The sequence below is a fragment of the Brachybacterium hainanense genome, assembly GCF_042434575.1.
Lineage (GTDB): Bacteria > Actinomycetota > Actinomycetes > Actinomycetales > Dermabacteraceae > Brachybacterium > Brachybacterium hainanense.
On the sequence record NZ_JBHLSV010000005.1, the window covers coordinates 141,974 to 156,850 of the forward strand.

At 71.7% G+C, this 14,877-nt stretch carries 14 protein-coding genes; 9 read left to right on the forward strand and 5 right to left on the reverse strand.

Annotation, left to right across the window (positions count from 1 at the left end; genetic code table 11):
* Positions 1 to 310 precede the first annotated feature (310 nt).
* Genes ACFFF6_RS05635 through ACFFF6_RS05645 form a run of 3 tightly spaced genes read right to left on the reverse strand, consistent with a single transcriptional unit; the run spans position 311 to position 2,815 of the window.
* Positions 311 to 1,363, reverse strand: a complete 1,053-nt coding sequence (locus ACFFF6_RS05635) for a hemolysin family protein (protein ID WP_376979006.1) — start codon at positions 1,361 to 1,363, stop codon at positions 311 to 313.
* On the reverse strand, positions 1,356 to 2,696 hold the full coding sequence (locus ACFFF6_RS05640; protein ID WP_376979008.1) for a hemolysin family protein: 1,341 nt from the start codon (positions 2,694 to 2,696) through the stop codon (positions 1,356 to 1,358). Before ACFFF6_RS05640 ends, ACFFF6_RS05635 begins: the two co-directional genes overlap by 8 nt.
* Complete coding sequence (locus ACFFF6_RS05645; RefSeq protein ID WP_376979010.1) at positions 2,693 to 2,815, reverse strand: hypothetical protein; 123 nt, start codon at positions 2,813 to 2,815, stop codon at positions 2,693 to 2,695. Before ACFFF6_RS05645 ends, ACFFF6_RS05640 begins: the two co-directional genes overlap by 4 nt.
* 143 nt (positions 2,816 to 2,958) lie before the next feature.
* Between ACFFF6_RS05645 and ACFFF6_RS05650 the strand changes: the two genes are divergently transcribed.
* From ACFFF6_RS05650 to ACFFF6_RS05670, 5 genes are all read left to right on the forward strand, one after another.
* On the forward strand, positions 2,959 to 3,735 hold the full coding sequence (locus ACFFF6_RS05650) for a response regulator transcription factor (protein WP_376979326.1): 777 nt from the start codon (positions 2,959 to 2,961) through the stop codon (positions 3,733 to 3,735).
* Entirely contained in the window at positions 3,735 to 4,766 is a 1,032-nt protein-coding gene (locus tag ACFFF6_RS05655; RefSeq protein ID WP_376979011.1) for a HAMP domain-containing sensor histidine kinase, read from the forward strand. Before ACFFF6_RS05650 ends, ACFFF6_RS05655 begins: the two co-directional genes overlap by 1 nt.
* A gap of 163 nt (positions 4,767 to 4,929) precedes the next feature.
* Entirely contained in the window at positions 4,930 to 8,748 is a 3,819-nt protein-coding gene (locus ACFFF6_RS05660) for a multifunctional oxoglutarate decarboxylase/oxoglutarate dehydrogenase thiamine pyrophosphate-binding subunit/dihydrolipoyllysine-residue succinyltransferase subunit (RefSeq protein WP_376979012.1), read from the forward strand.
* 78 nt (positions 8,749 to 8,826) lie between these two features.
* On the forward strand, positions 8,827 to 9,468 hold the full coding sequence (locus ACFFF6_RS05665) for a GDSL-type esterase/lipase family protein (RefSeq protein ID WP_376979014.1): 642 nt from the start codon (positions 8,827 to 8,829) through the stop codon (positions 9,466 to 9,468).
* A 76-nt stretch (positions 9,469 to 9,544) separates the two neighbouring features.
* A complete protein-coding gene (locus ACFFF6_RS05670; RefSeq protein ID WP_370297284.1) occupies positions 9,545 to 9,619 on the forward strand; it encodes a 50S ribosomal protein bL37 in 75 nt (24 codons plus the stop codon).
* Positions 9,620 to 9,755: 136 nt separating this feature from the next.
* Here the strand turns inward: ACFFF6_RS05670 and ACFFF6_RS05675 are convergent, their stop codons facing one another.
* Entirely contained in the window at positions 9,756 to 10,097 is a 342-nt protein-coding gene (locus tag ACFFF6_RS05675; protein WP_376979016.1) for a zf-HC2 domain-containing protein, read from the reverse strand.
* Positions 10,094 to 10,711, reverse strand: a complete 618-nt coding sequence (locus tag ACFFF6_RS05680; RefSeq protein WP_376979018.1) for a sigma-70 family RNA polymerase sigma factor — start codon at positions 10,709 to 10,711, stop codon at positions 10,094 to 10,096. Before ACFFF6_RS05680 ends, ACFFF6_RS05675 begins: the two co-directional genes overlap by 4 nt.
* Before the next feature lie 353 nt (positions 10,712 to 11,064).
* On the opposite strand from ACFFF6_RS05680, the gene ACFFF6_RS05685 reads away from it, so the two are divergent.
* Genes ACFFF6_RS05685 through ACFFF6_RS05700 form a run of 4 tightly spaced genes read left to right on the forward strand, consistent with a single transcriptional unit; the run spans position 11,065 to position 14,863 of the window.
* Entirely contained in the window at positions 11,065 to 11,649 is a 585-nt protein-coding gene (locus tag ACFFF6_RS05685) for a hypothetical protein (RefSeq protein ID WP_376979020.1), read from the forward strand.
* 8 nt (positions 11,650 to 11,657) lie between these two features.
* Positions 11,658 to 12,983: a 3-phosphoshikimate 1-carboxyvinyltransferase gene (gene aroA / locus ACFFF6_RS05690; protein WP_376979022.1), complete on the forward strand. Its 1,326-nt coding sequence runs from the start codon at positions 11,658 to 11,660 to the stop codon at positions 12,981 to 12,983.
* Positions 12,977 to 14,023: a ribosome small subunit-dependent GTPase A gene (gene rsgA, locus ACFFF6_RS05695; RefSeq protein ID WP_376979024.1), complete on the forward strand. Its 1,047-nt coding sequence runs from the start codon at positions 12,977 to 12,979 to the stop codon at positions 14,021 to 14,023. The genes aroA and rsgA overlap by 7 nt, the downstream gene beginning before the upstream one ends.
* A 39-nt stretch (positions 14,024 to 14,062) precedes the next feature.
* Positions 14,063 to 14,863 (forward strand): inositol monophosphatase family protein, encoded by an 801-nt coding sequence (locus tag ACFFF6_RS05700; RefSeq protein ID WP_376979025.1) that lies wholly within the window; start codon positions 14,063 to 14,065, stop codon positions 14,861 to 14,863.
* Positions 14,864 to 14,877 lie beyond the last annotated feature (14 nt).

A 14,877-nucleotide genomic window follows, 5' to 3' on the forward strand; every position in this document is an offset into this window, starting at 1 on the left:
CGCCACGGGTGTACCTGCTTCCGTTCGACGGTCGACTTGTCCTGTTCCGCTCCGGCGACGCCGGAGGGGGAAGGGGCGCACGCGGAACAACAGGTTCAAATGTACAAACGACAAGAGCGTCGTCCAGGTCCCCGGGGCGGGACATTGCCAAGACTTTGCCGTGCACCCGGCAGCCCGAGGAATCCTTGACCTGGGAGCGCTCCGGAGGTGACGCCTGCGACACCTCGACGCGGGGCGCGGAGCGCCCCGACCTGCTGGTCTCCCCCGGGACTGCGCTTGCCCGGATTCCGCCCGGATGCGTCGGAGGGGCTCAGCCGCGGCGGCGCTGCATGACGTCCTTGACCTCGCCGACGAGCTCCTCGAGGACGTCTTCGAGGAAGACCACCCCGACGCTGCGGGAGGTCGGCGAGTCGACCCGGGCCATGTGCGCGCCGTTGTACTGCATGGCGCGCAGGGCCTCCTCGATCTCGTCGTCGTCGGCGACCGAGACGACCGCCCGGACGATCCCGGGATGGATGGGGCGCTCATAGGCCTCCGCCGGATCCTCCGGCGACAGCAGCACGTCCTTGAGGTGGACGTATCCCACGAGATCCCCGGCGTCGTTGCGCACGCCGATCCGGCTGTATCCGGTGCTGGCCACGAGGTCCTCGATCTGCGCCGGGGACACGTCGTGGGTGACCGTGACGACCTCGGAGATCGGCACCATGACCTCGCGCGCGGTGCGCTCGGAGAACTGGATGGCCCCGCGCAGCAGCCCTTGCTCGTCCTCGAGGAGCCCCTCGCGCCGGGACTCGTCGACGATCGCCGCGATCTCCTCGGCGGTGAACTCGCTCTCCACCTCGTCGCGCGGCTCGATGCGCAGGAGCCGCAGGATCCCGTTGGCGATCACGTTCAGGATCCAGATCACCGGGGTGAACACCCGTGCCACGAGCACGAGCGGCGGCGCGAGCACGCACACAGCGCCCACGGGAACGGCGATCGAGATGTTCTTGGGGACCATCTCGCCGAAGACCACGTGCAGGTAGGAGGCGATCAGCAGCGCGACGGCGAAGGCGATCGGATGCACCAGTACCTCGGGGGCGCCGACGCGCGCCAGCAGGGGCTCGATCATGTGCGCGATCGCGGGCTCCGCGACCGCGCCCAGGGTGACCGAGCAGACGGTCACGCCGAACTGGGCGGCGGCGAGCATGACGGAGACGTGCTCGACGGCCCACAGAGCGGTCCTCGCGCCGGGCGTGCCCTTCTCCGCGAGCGGCTCCAGCTGGCTGCGCCGGGCGCTCATGACGGCGAACTCGGCCCCCACGAAGAAGGCGTTGCCGATCAGCATGGCCAGGCCGAGCAGGAGGGCAGCGGTGTCACTCATCGTCCTCGTCCTCCTCGTCCCGGACCACCCGGGCAGAGTCCTCGAGCACGCCGATGCGGATCGAGTCCGGGCGGCGGCCGTCCATCGCGGTGACCTCGAGGCGCAGCCCGGCGGTCTCCACCACGTCCCCGATCTCGGGGATGCGGCGCAGCTCGTCCATGACGAGCCCGCCCAGGGTGTCGTAGTCGCTGGACTCGGGCACGATCACGCCGAGCTCGCGACGGATCTCGTCGGGCCGCATGAGCCCGGAGACGAGCCAGCCGTCCTCTCCCTCGCGGGCGAAGCGCTCCGGCTCCCCCTCGTCGTGCTCGTCGCTCACCTCGCCGACGATCTCCTCGATCACGTCCTCGAGGGTGACGATGCCGCTCGTGCCGCCGTACTCGTCGACCACGACCGCCATCTGGGCGCCGAGCTCGCGCAGGTCCAGCAGCAGGCTGTCCAGCGGCACCGTCTCGGGAAGGCGGTGCACCTCCGCCATGATCGAGCGCACCGGCACCGCGGCCCGCTCCTCGCGCGGCACCGTCACGGCCTGGCGCACCTGCACCACGCCGACCACGTCGTCCTCGCTGCCCTCGATGACCGGGAAGCGCGAGTGCCCGCTCGTGCGGCTCAGCTCGAGCACGTCGGCGGCGGTCGCATCGGCCTCGACGGCGACCATGGCGCCGCGATGGGTCATGACGTCGGCCGCCTCGCGCCCCGCGAGGGCGAGGGTGCGGCTGAGGAGGACCGCGGTGCCCCGGTCGAGGCTGCCGGCGCGGGCGGAGCGGCGCACGAGCGACTCGAGCTCCGCGGGCGAACGGGCCGCGGAGAGCTCCTCCTGCGGCTCGATCCCCACCAGGCGCAGGACCGCGTTCGCCGTCGCGTTGAACACGGCGATGAGCGGACGGAAGAAGAGGGTGAAGGCATGCTGGATCGGAGCGACGACCTTCGCGGTCCCCATCGGGGCGGCGATCGCGAGGTTCTTGGGGACCAGCTCGCCGAAGAGCATGGAGAAGGCATAGGCGATCACCATCGCCGCCACGACCGAGGCCGGACCCGCGACGCCCGCCGGGATCCCGGCGGAGGCGGCCAGCGGCGTCAGCAGCCCCGCGAGCGGGTCCTGCACGGCGAAGCCGAACAGCAGGGTGGTGATGGTGATCCCGAGCTGCGCGCCCGAGAGGTTCGTGGACAGATGGGTCAGGGCCGACAGCACGCCGGCCGCCTTCCGGTCCCCGTCCTCGACCGCCTTGGAGACGGTATGGCGGTCCAGGGCCACGAGGGAGAACTCGGAGGCCACGAAGACCGCCGTTCCTGCGGTCAGCAGCACGCCGCAGAGCAGAAGGATCCAGGTCACAGGTCGTCCTCCCCGTTCACGGGGAGTGCGCGCACCGCCGGGGAGCAGCTCGAGGAGGCCGGGAAGGCCTGCTGCACGGGCGGGCGCGCGCCGGTACTCGGCGCGGGGGAATCGTCCATAGTGGCGTCGATTCTACGGCAGGAGCAGGACCCGCCTGACGGTTCCCGGGACGCTTCTCCGCGTTCTCTCCGGGAGCCGGAGGCCGCGCCAGTACAGTGACCGCATGTCGACCTCACGCCCTGATGCCGCTCCGCCCGCCGGGATGCCCGGCGCCACCACGCCCACCCGGGTCGTCGTGATCGAGGACGAGCCCACCATCACCAGCGCGATTGCGGACCGTCTCACCGCCGAGGGCTGGGAGGTCTCCACCGCCCTGGACGGCCCCTCGGGCGTCGCGACCGTGCAGCGGGTCCAGCCCGACGTCGTGGTGCTGGACGTCATGCTCCCCGGGATCGACGGCCTCGAGGTGTGCCGACGCATCCAGGCCGACTCCCCCGTCGCCGTCCTCATGCTCACCGCTCGGGACGACGAGACCGACATGCTCATCGGCCTCGGCGTCGGGGCCGACGACTACATGACCAAGCCCTTCTCGATGCGCGAGCTCGTGGCCCGGCTGAAGGTGCTGCTGCGCCGGGTGCGTCGCACCGAGCAGGCCGCGGCCGCTCCCGGCCCGGCCGACCCGCAGGTGGCCCTCGAGATCGGCGATCTGGTGATCGACCGCGCAGGTCGCCGGGTGATGCGCGCCGGCGTGCCCGCGCATCTCACGCCGACCGAGTTCGACCTCCTGCTGTGCCTGGCCACGTCCCCGGGCACCGTGCTCACGCGCGAGCACCTGCTGGCGGACGTCTGGGACTGGGTCGACGCGACCGGGACCCGGACCGTGGACTCGCACGTGAAGGCGCTGCGACGGAAGCTCGGCTCGGATCTGGTGCGCACCGTGCACGGAGTGGGCTATGCGCTCGAGATCCCCGCGGAGCCGGAGGACGGCCTGGGCGAGGAGGCTCCGGGCGCCGGTGGGGCGACCGGGCCCGGCGTCTGATGAACCGGCCGCTCGACCGCCTCGGCTCGTTCAAGGTCAAGCTCGGCGTCATCGTCGTCGCCGCGGTGACCCTCACCGCGGCGCTGACCTGGCTGAGCGCCTCCGCGGCGCTGAACCCCTTCCTCGCGATCCCGGTCGCGATCATCGCGGCGCTCGTCCTGACGCAGGTCCTCGCCCACGGCATGACCTCGCCGCTGCGGCAGATGACCCGGGCCGCGCAGGCCATGTCGGAGGGCGACTACGGGCAGCGCATCGACGCCACCAGCCACGACGAGGTGGGCGAGCTCGCGCGCGCCTTCACGTCGATGGCCGCCGAGCTGCAGGAGACGGACCTGCTGCGCCGGGAGCTCGTGGCCAACGTGTCCCATGAGCTGCGGACTCCGGTCGCCGGGCTGCGGGCGCAGCTCGAGAACCTGGTCGACGGGGTGACGGAGCCGGACCCCGCGGCGCTCGAGGTGGCCCTGACCGAGACCGAGCGGCTCTCGCATCTGGTCGACCACCTGCTGGACCTGTCCCGGCTGGATGCGGGGGTCAGCGAGATCACCACCGAGCGCATCGAGCTCACGCCGTTCCTGCACGAGGTCGCCGATGCCGCGGCGCTCGGCGCCCGGGCGCGCAGCCGCGAGGTCCGCTGGGTGATCGACGTGGAGCCCCCGCAGCTGACCTTCGAGGCCGATGCCGCGCGCATGCATCAGGTGATCGCCAATCTGCTCGACAACGCCTCGCGGCACTCCCCTCCCGGCGGGCGCGTCCGGGTCCGCGCGCGAGCCGATGAGAAGGCCGGGACGGTGATGATCGAGGTGTCCGACGAGGGGCCCGGCATCCCCCTGTCCGAGCGGGAGCTCGTCTTCGAGCGCTTCCAGCGCGGCGGCCGGTCCGACACGACCGGCGGGACAGGGCTGGGCCTGGCAATCGCCCGCTGGGCGGTGAACCTGCACGGCGGGACGATCGAGGTCGTCGACGACCCCTCCGCGGGCACCGGCGCGGGAGGGTCCTCCTCGCTCATCCGGGTCACCCTCCCGGATGCATGATTCCTCGACCCACCGGATGGATCTGCACCCTGCGGGAGGCGGGGGCGGGACGCGGTGCGCGACCGGACCGCCCCGGCTCCGCCGGCCGTCCACATCCCCTGCCCTGCTCGGCTAGGCTGGGCAGGTCAACTCCCACGACGTATCGAAGGCTGGCGATCGCAGAGTGTCACAGCAGACACCACCCCCTGAGGACGAGGCCCCCGAGTTCGGCCCCAACCAGTGGCTCGTGGACGCCCTCCACGAGCAGTGGACCGAGGACCCCACCAGCGTGGACCCGAGCTGGGCCGAGTTCTTCCGAACGCGCGAGCCGGCCGCTCCGGTGACGGCGGACGCACCGCCCGAGGACACGGCCGCCGCTCCGACCCCCGCGGCCCCGGCCGCGCCCGAGGAGGGCGGAGCCTCCCAGAGCTCCCCCGCCCGGGCCTCCGCCTCCCCCGCCCCTGCCGCAGCAGCGTCGCCGCGGCCCGAGCACGAGGCCCCCGCCCCCGCTCCCCGGACGGCTCCCGCCGCTCCCGCGCCCACGAAGGAATCCGAGTCCGTGAACTCCACGCCCGCCCCGACGGTCTCCAACACCTCGGACCGCCCCGCGAAGGCCCCCACGACCACCTCGCAGATCCCCGTCGTCGAGCTCAGCGCTCCCGAAGTCGTCAAGCTCCGCGGCCCCGCCGCCGCGGTCGTGCGGAACATGGACGAGTCGCTCCAGGTCCCCACCGCGACCTCGGTGCGCGACGTCCCTGTGAAGCTGCTGTTCGACAATCGCATCGTCATCAACAACCACCTCAAGCGCAACCGCCGCGGCAAGGTCTCCTTCACGCACCTCATCGGCTGGGCCATGATCGAGGCGATCGTCGAGCTGCCCGACATGAACAACGGCTTCGACGTCGACGACAAGGGCAAGCCCGTCCTGCTGAAGCGGGAGGACGTGAACTTCGGCCTCGCGATCGACATGCCCCGTCCCGACGGCTCCCGCGGCCTCGTCGTGCCGAGCATCAAGGGCGCCCAGCGCCTCGACTTCGCGGGTTTCCTCGCCGCCTACGAGGAGATCGTGAAGAAGGCGCGGGCGAACAAGCTCACGATGGACGACTTCTCGGGCACCACGGTCACGCTGACCAACCCGGGCGGCATCGGCACCGTCCATTCGATCCCCCGTCTCATGTCAGGGCAGGGTTGCATCGTCGGCGTCGGGGCGATGGACTACCCCGCGCAGTTCCAGGGCGCGAGCGCCTCGACCCTCGCGCAGCTGGCCGTCTCCAAGGTCATGACGCTGACCTCGACCTACGACCACCGCATCATCCAGGGCGCCGCCTCCGGCGAGTTCCTCAAGAAGATGGCGGACAAGCTCCTGGGCAAGGACGGCTTCTACGACCGCATCTTCGCCTCCCTGCGGATCCCCTACGAGCCGGTGCGCTGGGTCGCGGACAACCCGCTGCAGGACACGCAGGAGGAGCGGTTCGCCCATGTGATGGACCTGATCCACTCCTACCGCGTGCGCGGGCACCTCATGGCGGACATCGATCCCCTCGAGTACAAGGTGCGCACCCACCCGGACCTGGACGTGCAGACCTACGGCCTGACCCTGTGGGACCTGGACCGCACCTTCCCGACCCGCGGCCTGGGCGGCACGAAGGAGGCGACGCTGCGGGACATCCTCGGGATGCTCCGCGACGCCTACTGCCGCAACATCGGCGTGGAGTACATGCACATCGCCGATCCGGAGGAGCGCCGCTGGATCCAGGACCGCTTCGAGACGGAGCGCGCCCCCCTGACCAAGGAGCAGGTCACCCACATCATGGACCGTCTCAACGCCGCCGAGGCGTTCGAGACCTTCCTGCAGACCAAGTTCGTGGGCCAGAAGCGCTTCTCCCTCGAGGGCGGCGAATCCGTGATCCCGCTGCTGGACTCGATCCTCACCGACGCGACGCGGGACGGCATCACCGAGGTCTGCATCGGCATGGCCCATCGCGGGCGTCTGAACGTGCTGTCCAACCTCGCCGGCAAGAGCTTCGGGCAGATCTTCCAGGAGTTCGAGGGCGCGGTCGGCCCGAACACGATGGGCTCGGGCGACGTGAAGTACCACCTCGGCACCGAGGGCACCTACACCGCCGAGGACGGACGGACCACCAAGGTCTACCTCGCGGCGAACCCCTCGCATCTCGAGGCGGTCAACCCCGTGCTGGAGGGCATCGTCCGCGCGAAGCAGGACAAGGCCGAGCGCGGCGCCGACTTCCCGATCGTCCCGATCCTCATCCACGGCGACGCGGCCTTCGCGGGCCAGGGCGTCGTCACCGAGACCCTCAACCTCTCGGAGCTGCGCGGCTACCGCACCGGCGGCACGATCCACGTGATCATCAACAACCAGATCGGCTTCACCACCGAGCCGGACTCCTCGCGCTCCTCGTTCTATTCGACCGACGTCGCGAAGTCCACCCAGCTGCCGGTCTTCCACGTCAACGGCGACGATCCCGAGGCCTGCGTGCGGGTCGCGGAGATCGCCTTCGCCTACCGCCAGAAGTTCCACCGCGACGTCGTCATCGACATGGTCTGCTACCGCCGCCGCGGCCACAACGAGGGCGACGACCCGTCGATGACCCAGCCGCGCATGTACGAGCTGATCGACAACAAGCCCACCGTGCGCAAGAAGTACACCGAGGCCCTGATCGAGCGCGGCGATCTGACCGTGGACGAGACCGAGGACGTGGTCCGCAACTTCCAGGCGCACCTCGACCAGGCCTTCGCCCAGGCGCGCGCCGTCTCCGAGGCGGACCCCTCGGCCTCCGTGCAGGGGCTCGAGCTGCCCCGCGCCCAGCAGCAGCAGACGGGGGCGGGCACCGAGATCGCACCGATCTCGCGCTCGGTGATCGAGCTCATCGGCGACGCGCACGCGCAGTTCCCCGAGGAGTTCACCCTCCACCCCAAGCTCGCGCAGCTCGCCGCCAAGCGCTACGAGATGTCCCGCGAGGGCAGGATCGACTGGGCCTTCGGCGAGATCCTCGCCTTCGGCTCCCTGCTGCTGCAGGGCCGCCGGGTGCGCCTGGCCGGTCAGGACTCCCGCCGCGGCACCTTCGTGCAGCGCCATGCGGTCTTCATCGACCACGAGACGCAGGACGAGTGGACGCCGATCTCGCACCTGTCCGAGGACCAGGCGCGCTTCAACGTCTACGACTCCTCCCTCTCGGAGTTCGCCGCGCTGGGCTTCGAGTACGGGTACTCGGTCGAGAGCCCGAGCTCCCTCGTCCTGTGGGAGGCGCAGTTCGGCGACTTCGTCAACGGCGCCCAGACGATCATCGACGAGTTCATCTCCGCCTCGGAGCAGAAGTGGGGCCAGAACTCCTCGGTCGTCATGCTGCTCCCCCACGGCTACGAGGGACAGGGGCCGGACCATTCCTCCGCTCGCATCGAGCGCTTCCTCCTCCTGTGCGCGGAGGAGAACATGCGGGTCGCCGTGCCGTCCACGCCGGCCAGCTACTTCCATCTGCTGCGCCGTCAGGCGCTGCTGGAGCCGCGCAAGCCGCTGATCGTCTTCACCCCGAAGTCGATGCTGCGCAACAAGGCGGCCGTCAGCTCGATCGAGGACTTCACCACGGGCGGCTTCGAGCCGGTGCTCCCGGACACCGACGTGGATCCCTCGCAGGTCCGTCGCGTCCTTCTGACCTCCGGGAAGGTCTACTGGGACCTCCTCGCCCAGCGGGAGAAGGAAGGGATCCGGGATGTCGCGATCGTGCGCCTGGAGCAGCTGTACCCGCTGCCGGCGGCGCAGCTCTCGAAGGCCCTCGCGGCCTACCCCGATGCCGAGCTCATGTGGGTCCAGGAGGAGCCGGAGAACCAGGGCGCCTGGTCCTACATGGCCGTGAACTTCGCCGCGCAGACCGGCCGCACGCTGCGCGTGGCCGCACGCGCGGCCTCCGCCTCGCCCGCCACGGGCTCCGCGAAGCGCCACAAGGCCGAGCAGCAGGACCTGCTGGACCGCGCCTTCCAGGCCTGACATCATGCCCGGGTCCGTGCTTTCCGCGGACCCGGGCATCCTGCATCGCCCGCCGTACCCCACCTAGGAGGTCTCCGCGTGGAGGACCGTCCCCTGCACACCGCCGTCCCCGGCACCGCCCGCATCCGCGTGATCGCTCTCGGCGACGAGCTGCTCGCCGGAGCCGGCGATGCCCGAGCCCTCGGCTGGCTGGGCCGGGCCGTCGCCTCCGAGCAGGACCCGGCCGCCCGCATCGAGCTGTTCACGGCGGCTCTTCCCGGCGAGACCTCGGCCTCGCTCGGCGAGCGCTGGGATGCGGCCGTCTCGGAACGTCTGGATCCGGAGGCGCAGTCCGCGGGCCTGCTCGAGCATCGCGTGGTGATCGGGCTGGGCTCCTCGGACGTGACGTCGGGCATCTCGCTGGCCCGTTCGCGCCTGAACCTCGCGAAGGTCCTCGACGGGCTCGAGCGCCTGCGCATCCCGTCCTTCGTGGTCGGTCCTCCCCCGAGCCTGGACCGCGGCCGCACCGCCTCCATCCGGGAGCTGTCTGCCGCCTTCGAGGACGTGTGCGCTCGGCGCCGGGTCCCCTTCATCGACACGGTGGGTGCCCTCGACGGCCACGATCAGTGGACGGCGGACCTCGCCCGCAGCGGTCGGGACCTGCCCGGGCAGACGGGCTACGGCCTGATCGCCTGGCTCGCCCTGCACGGCGGTTTCGGAGAGTTCCTCGGCTCACGCTGACCTCGGACGCCGCCGGCGGCTCCCCTCCGGCTGTGGCACAATAGCGGGGTTGTCCTGGCGAAGGAAGGAGAGCGTGATGAGCAAGCGTGGTCGCAAGCGCAAGTCCCGTCGCAAGAGCGGCGCCAACCACGGCAAGCGCCCCAACGCCTGATCGGGCGAGCTCCGGGCGGAGGATCCGCGAGGAACGAGCGGACCCGCAGACCGGTGCGCCGCCGGTTCCGGCCGGACATGAGAAGGGCCGTCCCCGAGGGGACGGCCCTTCGTGCATGCCGGATGCCCGACGGCTCTCATTCGGGGAGCGTGCCGCCCTCGATGCGCAGGGTGCGGGTCACGGTGGTGCGGCGTCCGTCGACGTCGATGCGGGTCACCTGCTCGGTGCGCGTGTACAGCAGGTCCTGGCACTCCACGCTGATCCGCTCGCGGAGTCGGGACGGGGCCACGTCCTGTCGGCAGCTGCGCCGCACCAGCTCCTTGAGCCGTCGCAGGCGCTCCCACTCGTCGGCGCACTCCGGGCAGTCCTCGGTGTGCCGGGACATGCGCGCCACGGTCTCGCGCGGCAGCTCGCCGTCCAGCGCCTCCTCGAGGCCGTAGCGGGGATCGCGTCCGCTGTCTCCCGGGTTCTCCGTCACTTCTTCTCCCCTTCCTGGGAGGACGGCGCCGTCGGCGCCGCGTAGCCGTTGCGGACCGCATAGTCGCCCAGGAGCTCGCGCAGCTGGCGGCGTCCGCGATGCAGCCGGGACATGACCGTGCCGATCGGCGTGTCCATGATCTCGGCGATCTCCTTGTAGGCGAAGCCCTCCACGTCGGCGTAGTACACCGCCATGCGGTAGTCCTCGCGCAGCTCCTGCAGCGCCTCCTTGACGGCGGAGTCGGGCAGGCGGTCCAGGGCCTCGTGCTCGGCCGAGCGCAGTCCGGTGCTCGTATGGGACTCGACGTCCGCGAGCTGCCAGTCCTGCACCTCATCGGTCCAGGCCTCCTTGGGCCGACGCTGCTTCTGCCGGTAGGAGGAGATGTAGGTGTTGGTCATGATGCGGTACAGCCAGGCGCGCAGGTTGGTACCGGGTGTGAAGCGGTCGCGGGCGCGGAAGGCCTTCATGAAGGTCTCCTGCACGAGGTCCTCCGCGTCCTCGGGCTTCCGCGTCATCCGCAGGGCGCCGCCGTAGAGGGCATCGAGATGGGACAGCGCCTCGGCTTCGAAGTCGAAGTCCGCAGCGGTGTCGGGGGCGGTGTCGGTCGGGCTCATCGGGGACAACCGTACGCCACGGGCCGGTGGTGCCGGAGCCGGTGCAGTCATACGGGTGGGTCCTTCCGCCGGGCCCGTCCCCGGGCTCGTCCTGGTGGTGCTCGTCGTGCGCGCGTCGGAGGGATGCGCGTGCCCGTCCGCACCGGGCTCCGGGCACATCGAGCACAACGCCGCACCCGTCCTCCGTGTTCCCCGGGGTCCCCGGCGCTCTCCGGCGCCTGTTCCCCGGGGCGCCGCCGTCCCCGGCGTCCGCGGGCCGTCGGCTCCGCCCTCGCGAGGTGAGGCACGCTACTCTGGTGCGGACACCGGCCCGCATGGGTCGTGCACGCCCGCTTTACGAACGTGAGGTCACCATGTCGCTCGTCCGCCGGATCGCCCGCCCCCTGCTCGCCGCGCCCTTCATCGTCGACGGGGTCCGCACCGCCGTCTCCCCGTCGCGGGCCATCGATGTGCTCCCCGCCGCCTTCAAGGGCGCGGATCGCGCCCTGCACACCACTGCGGTCCCGAACGCCGTCGGGGTCAAGGAGCTGCTGCGGGTCTCGGGCGCCGTCGCGGCGGGCGCGGGCCTGATGTACGCGACGGGTCGCAATCCGCGCCTTGCCGCCGGCGTGCTCCTGGTGACCACGACGGTCGGCTGGGCCGGTCGCCGCAAGATCTGGGAGCTGTCCGGGCCGGAGCGCCTCGAGGAGCTGGCCGCGATCGCCACCGATGCGGGGCTGCTGGGCGGCGTGCTGCTCGCAGTCGTCGACCATGACGGGCGCCCCTCGCTGCGCTACCAGGTCGAGCAGTTCCTCGAGCGAGCTCAGAAGAACGCCGAGGCGAAGAAGAAGCAGCTCGAGAAGTCCGCAGGGAAGACGGCCAAGGCCGTCCGCTCGGGCGCCCGGGAGGACGACCCGGTCCGAGGCATCGCCGCGAAGCTCGCCGAGTCACGGGCCTGAGGCCGACTGTGCCCGACGTCCTGTGGACCGCACCGGTCGCGACCGGTCCCGTCGACGCCCTCGTGAGCGTCCCCGGCTCGAAGTCGCTGACCGCGCGGTGGATGATCCTCTCCGCCCTCGCCGCATCGCCGACCCTGCTGCGCGGGGCGCTCGTCTCCCGGGACACGCGCCTCATGCGCGATGCCCTCGAGCGGCTCGGCGCCTCCCTGACCGTCGAGGACGACGCCCTGCGGGTCGAACCGATCCCGGCGGCGACGGCGGAGCCCCTGGATCCGGTCGAGATCCACACGGGACTGGCGGGCACGGTCATGCGCTTCGTGCCGCTGCTCGCGGCCCTGCGCAACGGCGATGTCCGCTTCACCGGTGACGAGGCGGCGCTCGCGCGGCCGATGGGACCGGTGATCGCGGCACTGCGCGGGCTCGGCGTGGAGGTCACCGAGCACGGCGAGAAGGACCACCTGCCGCTGACCGTCCACGGCACCGGACGCCTCCCCGGCGGCCGGCTGACGATCGACGCCTCGGCCTCGAGCCAGTTCATCTCCAACCTCCTGCTCGTGGGCGCCCGCTGCGAGGAGGACCTGGTGATCCGCCACGTGGGCGCGACCCTGCCCTCGCTGCCGCACATCGAGATGACCATCGAGACCCTCGCCGAGTCGGACGTCACGGTCGTCCACACCCCGCTCGAGGACGGGGTGCACGAGTGGATCGTCCGCCGCGGCCCGATCGAGCTGGGCGAGGTGGTCGTGGAGCCCGATCTGTCCAACGCCGGTCCCTTCCTCGCCGCAGCCCTCGTCACCGGCGGCACCATCGCGGTCGCGGACTGGCCGGAGGCGACCACGCAGCCCGGCGACGCCTACCGCGCGCTGCTGGCCCGCATGGGCGCAGAGGTGTGGCGCGAGGACGACGAGGTGTGCATGCGCGGCACCGGAGCGATCCACGGGATCGACGCCGACCTCTCCGCGGTCGGAGAGCTCACCCCGACGATCGCGGCCCTCGCGGCCCTCGCGGACTCCCCCAGCCGTCTTCGCGGCATCGGCCACCTGCGCGGCCACGAGACCGACCGGCTCGAGGCGCTCGCCGCGGAGCTGACGAACATCGGCGCCCGCACCGTCGCACATCCCGACTGGCTGGAGATCCATCCCGGTCCGCTGCACGGCGAGGTCTTCGAGACCTACGAGGACCATCGCATGGCCACCGCGGCGGCCATCATCGGGCTGCGGGTCCCGGACCTGCGGGTCCGCAACGTCGAGACGACGCAGAAGACCCTCCCGGATTTCGTGGGCATGTGGCTGGCGATGCTGCACACCGATGTTCCCGCGGGCGGGTCGTGGTAGGTCGCGGAGCCCGGGACTGGGACGAGTCCGACGTCCGGGTGCGCCCCAGCCGGCGCGGCTCGCGGCCCCGCACGAAGGACCGTCCGGCGCACGCGGACGCGACGCCCGCCCGGGTCGTGGCCGTGGACCGCGGACGCTGGCGCACGGTCGTGGACGAGGGAGGACCGGACGAGCGCCCCGTGACCGCCATGCGTGCCCGGGAGCTGGGCCGACGTCCCGTCGTGCCCGGGGACATGGTCGCACTCACCGGGGACGTCTCCGGGCGGCACGACACGCTCGCCCGGATCGTGCGGATCGAGGAGCGCTCCTCCTTCCTGCGTCGCAGCGCCGATGACGACGACGCGACAGAGCGGCCCCTGGTCGCGAACGTGGACCTGATGGTGATCGTGACCGCGCTCGCCGACCCCGAGCCGCGCGGCGGCATGATCGACCGCTGCCTCGTGGCCGCCTACGTCGCGGGCGTGGACGCGCTCCTCGTGCTCACCAAGGCGGACCTGCGCCCGGCCGCCCCGTTCCTCGAGGCCTATGCGCCGCTCGGCCTGGACCATGTGGTCACCCGTCGGACGGCCGACGGGGGGATCGAGGGGCTCGCGGGCCTGCGCGAGCGCCTCGCCGGACGCACGAGCGTGCTCATCGGCCATTCCGGCGTCGGCAAGTCCACGCTCCTGAACGCCCTCGTCCCCGGGGCGGGCCGGGCGACTGGCGAGGTCAACGACGTGACAGGCCGCGGGCGGCACACGAGCTCGTCCGCGCTCGCGCTCCGGATGCCCGGACAGGACGGGTGGCTGATCGACACGCCCGGCGTCCGCTCCTTCGGCCTGGGCCACGTCGATCCCGAGGACCTGCTGGACGCGTTCTCCGACCTCGCCCCGCTCGCCGAGGAGTGCCCGCGCGGATGCACGCATCTCGAGGACTCCCCGGACTGCAGCCTCGACGCCGCCGTGGAGGAGGGCCGGGCCGGCACTGCGGGCCCGAGCCGCCTGGAATCCTATCGGCGCCTGGCGACGGCGCTGCGGCGCAACGATCCCTGGGACCTGTGAAGCACGGGAAGCGCGCCCTGATTCCGTAGAGTGGATCCCATGTCGACCCGTTACGCCGATGATCTCCGCCTCGCCCATGTCCTCGCGGATGCCGTGGATCAGCTGACCATGTCCCGCTTCAAGGCGCAGGACCTCGTGGTGGAGACGAAGCCGGATCTCACCGAGGTGACGGACGCGGACCGTGCGGCCGAGCAGCTCGTGCGCGCCCAGCTCTCGCGCTCCCGGTCGCGCGACCAGGTGATCGGCGAGGAGTTCGGCAGCACCGGCACCGCGGCCCGGCAATGGGTGATCGATCCGATCGACGGGACCGCGAACTTCGTGCGGGGCGTGCCCGTGTGGGCGACGCTGATCGGTCTCGTCGAGGACGGAGAGGTCGTCATGGGGCTGGTCTCCTCCCCGGCGCTCTCCCGCCGGTGGTGGGCCGCCACCGGTGCCGGCGCCTGGACGGGGACGCGCATCAGCTCCGCCTCGGCGCTGCGGGTCTCGCAGGTCGACCGGGTCGAGGACGCCTCCCTGTCCTACTCGGCGCTCGACGCCTGGGCCGAGCAGGGCCGGTTGCGCGCCATGCTGAACCTCATGCAACGGTTCTGGCGCACCCGCGCCTACGGCGACTTCTGGTCGTACATGCTGCTGGCCGAGGGGGCGGTCGACGTCGCGACCGAGCCGTCCCTGCATCTGCACGACATGGTGGCCCTGGCCCCCATCGTCACCGAGGCGGGCGGGCGCTTCACCTCCCTCGAGGGCGAGGACGGGCCGTTCGGCGGCGGCGCCGTGGCCACGAACGGGCATCTCCACGAGCAGGTGCTGACCGCGCTCTCCGGCTCCGACCAGGAGAGCTGACCGGCTCGGGTCCC

Bases quoted from the DNA above. Each gene is read 5' to 3' on its own strand.
- ACFFF6_RS05635 (WP_376979006.1), bottom strand. From the start codon at position 1,363: ATGAGTGACACCGCTGCCCTCCTGCTCGGCCTGGCCATGCTGATCGGC.
- ACFFF6_RS05645 (WP_376979010.1), bottom strand. From the start codon at position 2,815: ATGGACGATTCCCCCGCGCCGAGTACCGGCGCGCGCCCGCCCGTGCAG.
- ACFFF6_RS05650 (WP_376979326.1), top strand. From the start codon at position 2,959: ATGCCCGGCGCCACCACGCCCACCCGGGTCGTCGTGATCGAGGACGAG.
- ACFFF6_RS05655 (WP_376979011.1), top strand. From the start codon at position 3,735: ATGAACCGGCCGCTCGACCGCCTCGGCTCGTTCAAGGTCAAGCTCGGC.
- ACFFF6_RS05680 (WP_376979018.1), bottom strand. From the start codon at position 10,711: ATGAGCCCGACCGACACCGCCCCCGACACCGCTGCGGACTTCGACTTC.
- ACFFF6_RS05685 (WP_376979020.1), top strand. From the start codon at position 11,065: ATGTCGCTCGTCCGCCGGATCGCCCGCCCCCTGCTCGCCGCGCCCTTC.
- ACFFF6_RS05700 (WP_376979025.1), top strand. From the start codon at position 14,063: ATGTCGACCCGTTACGCCGATGATCTCCGCCTCGCCCATGTCCTCGCG.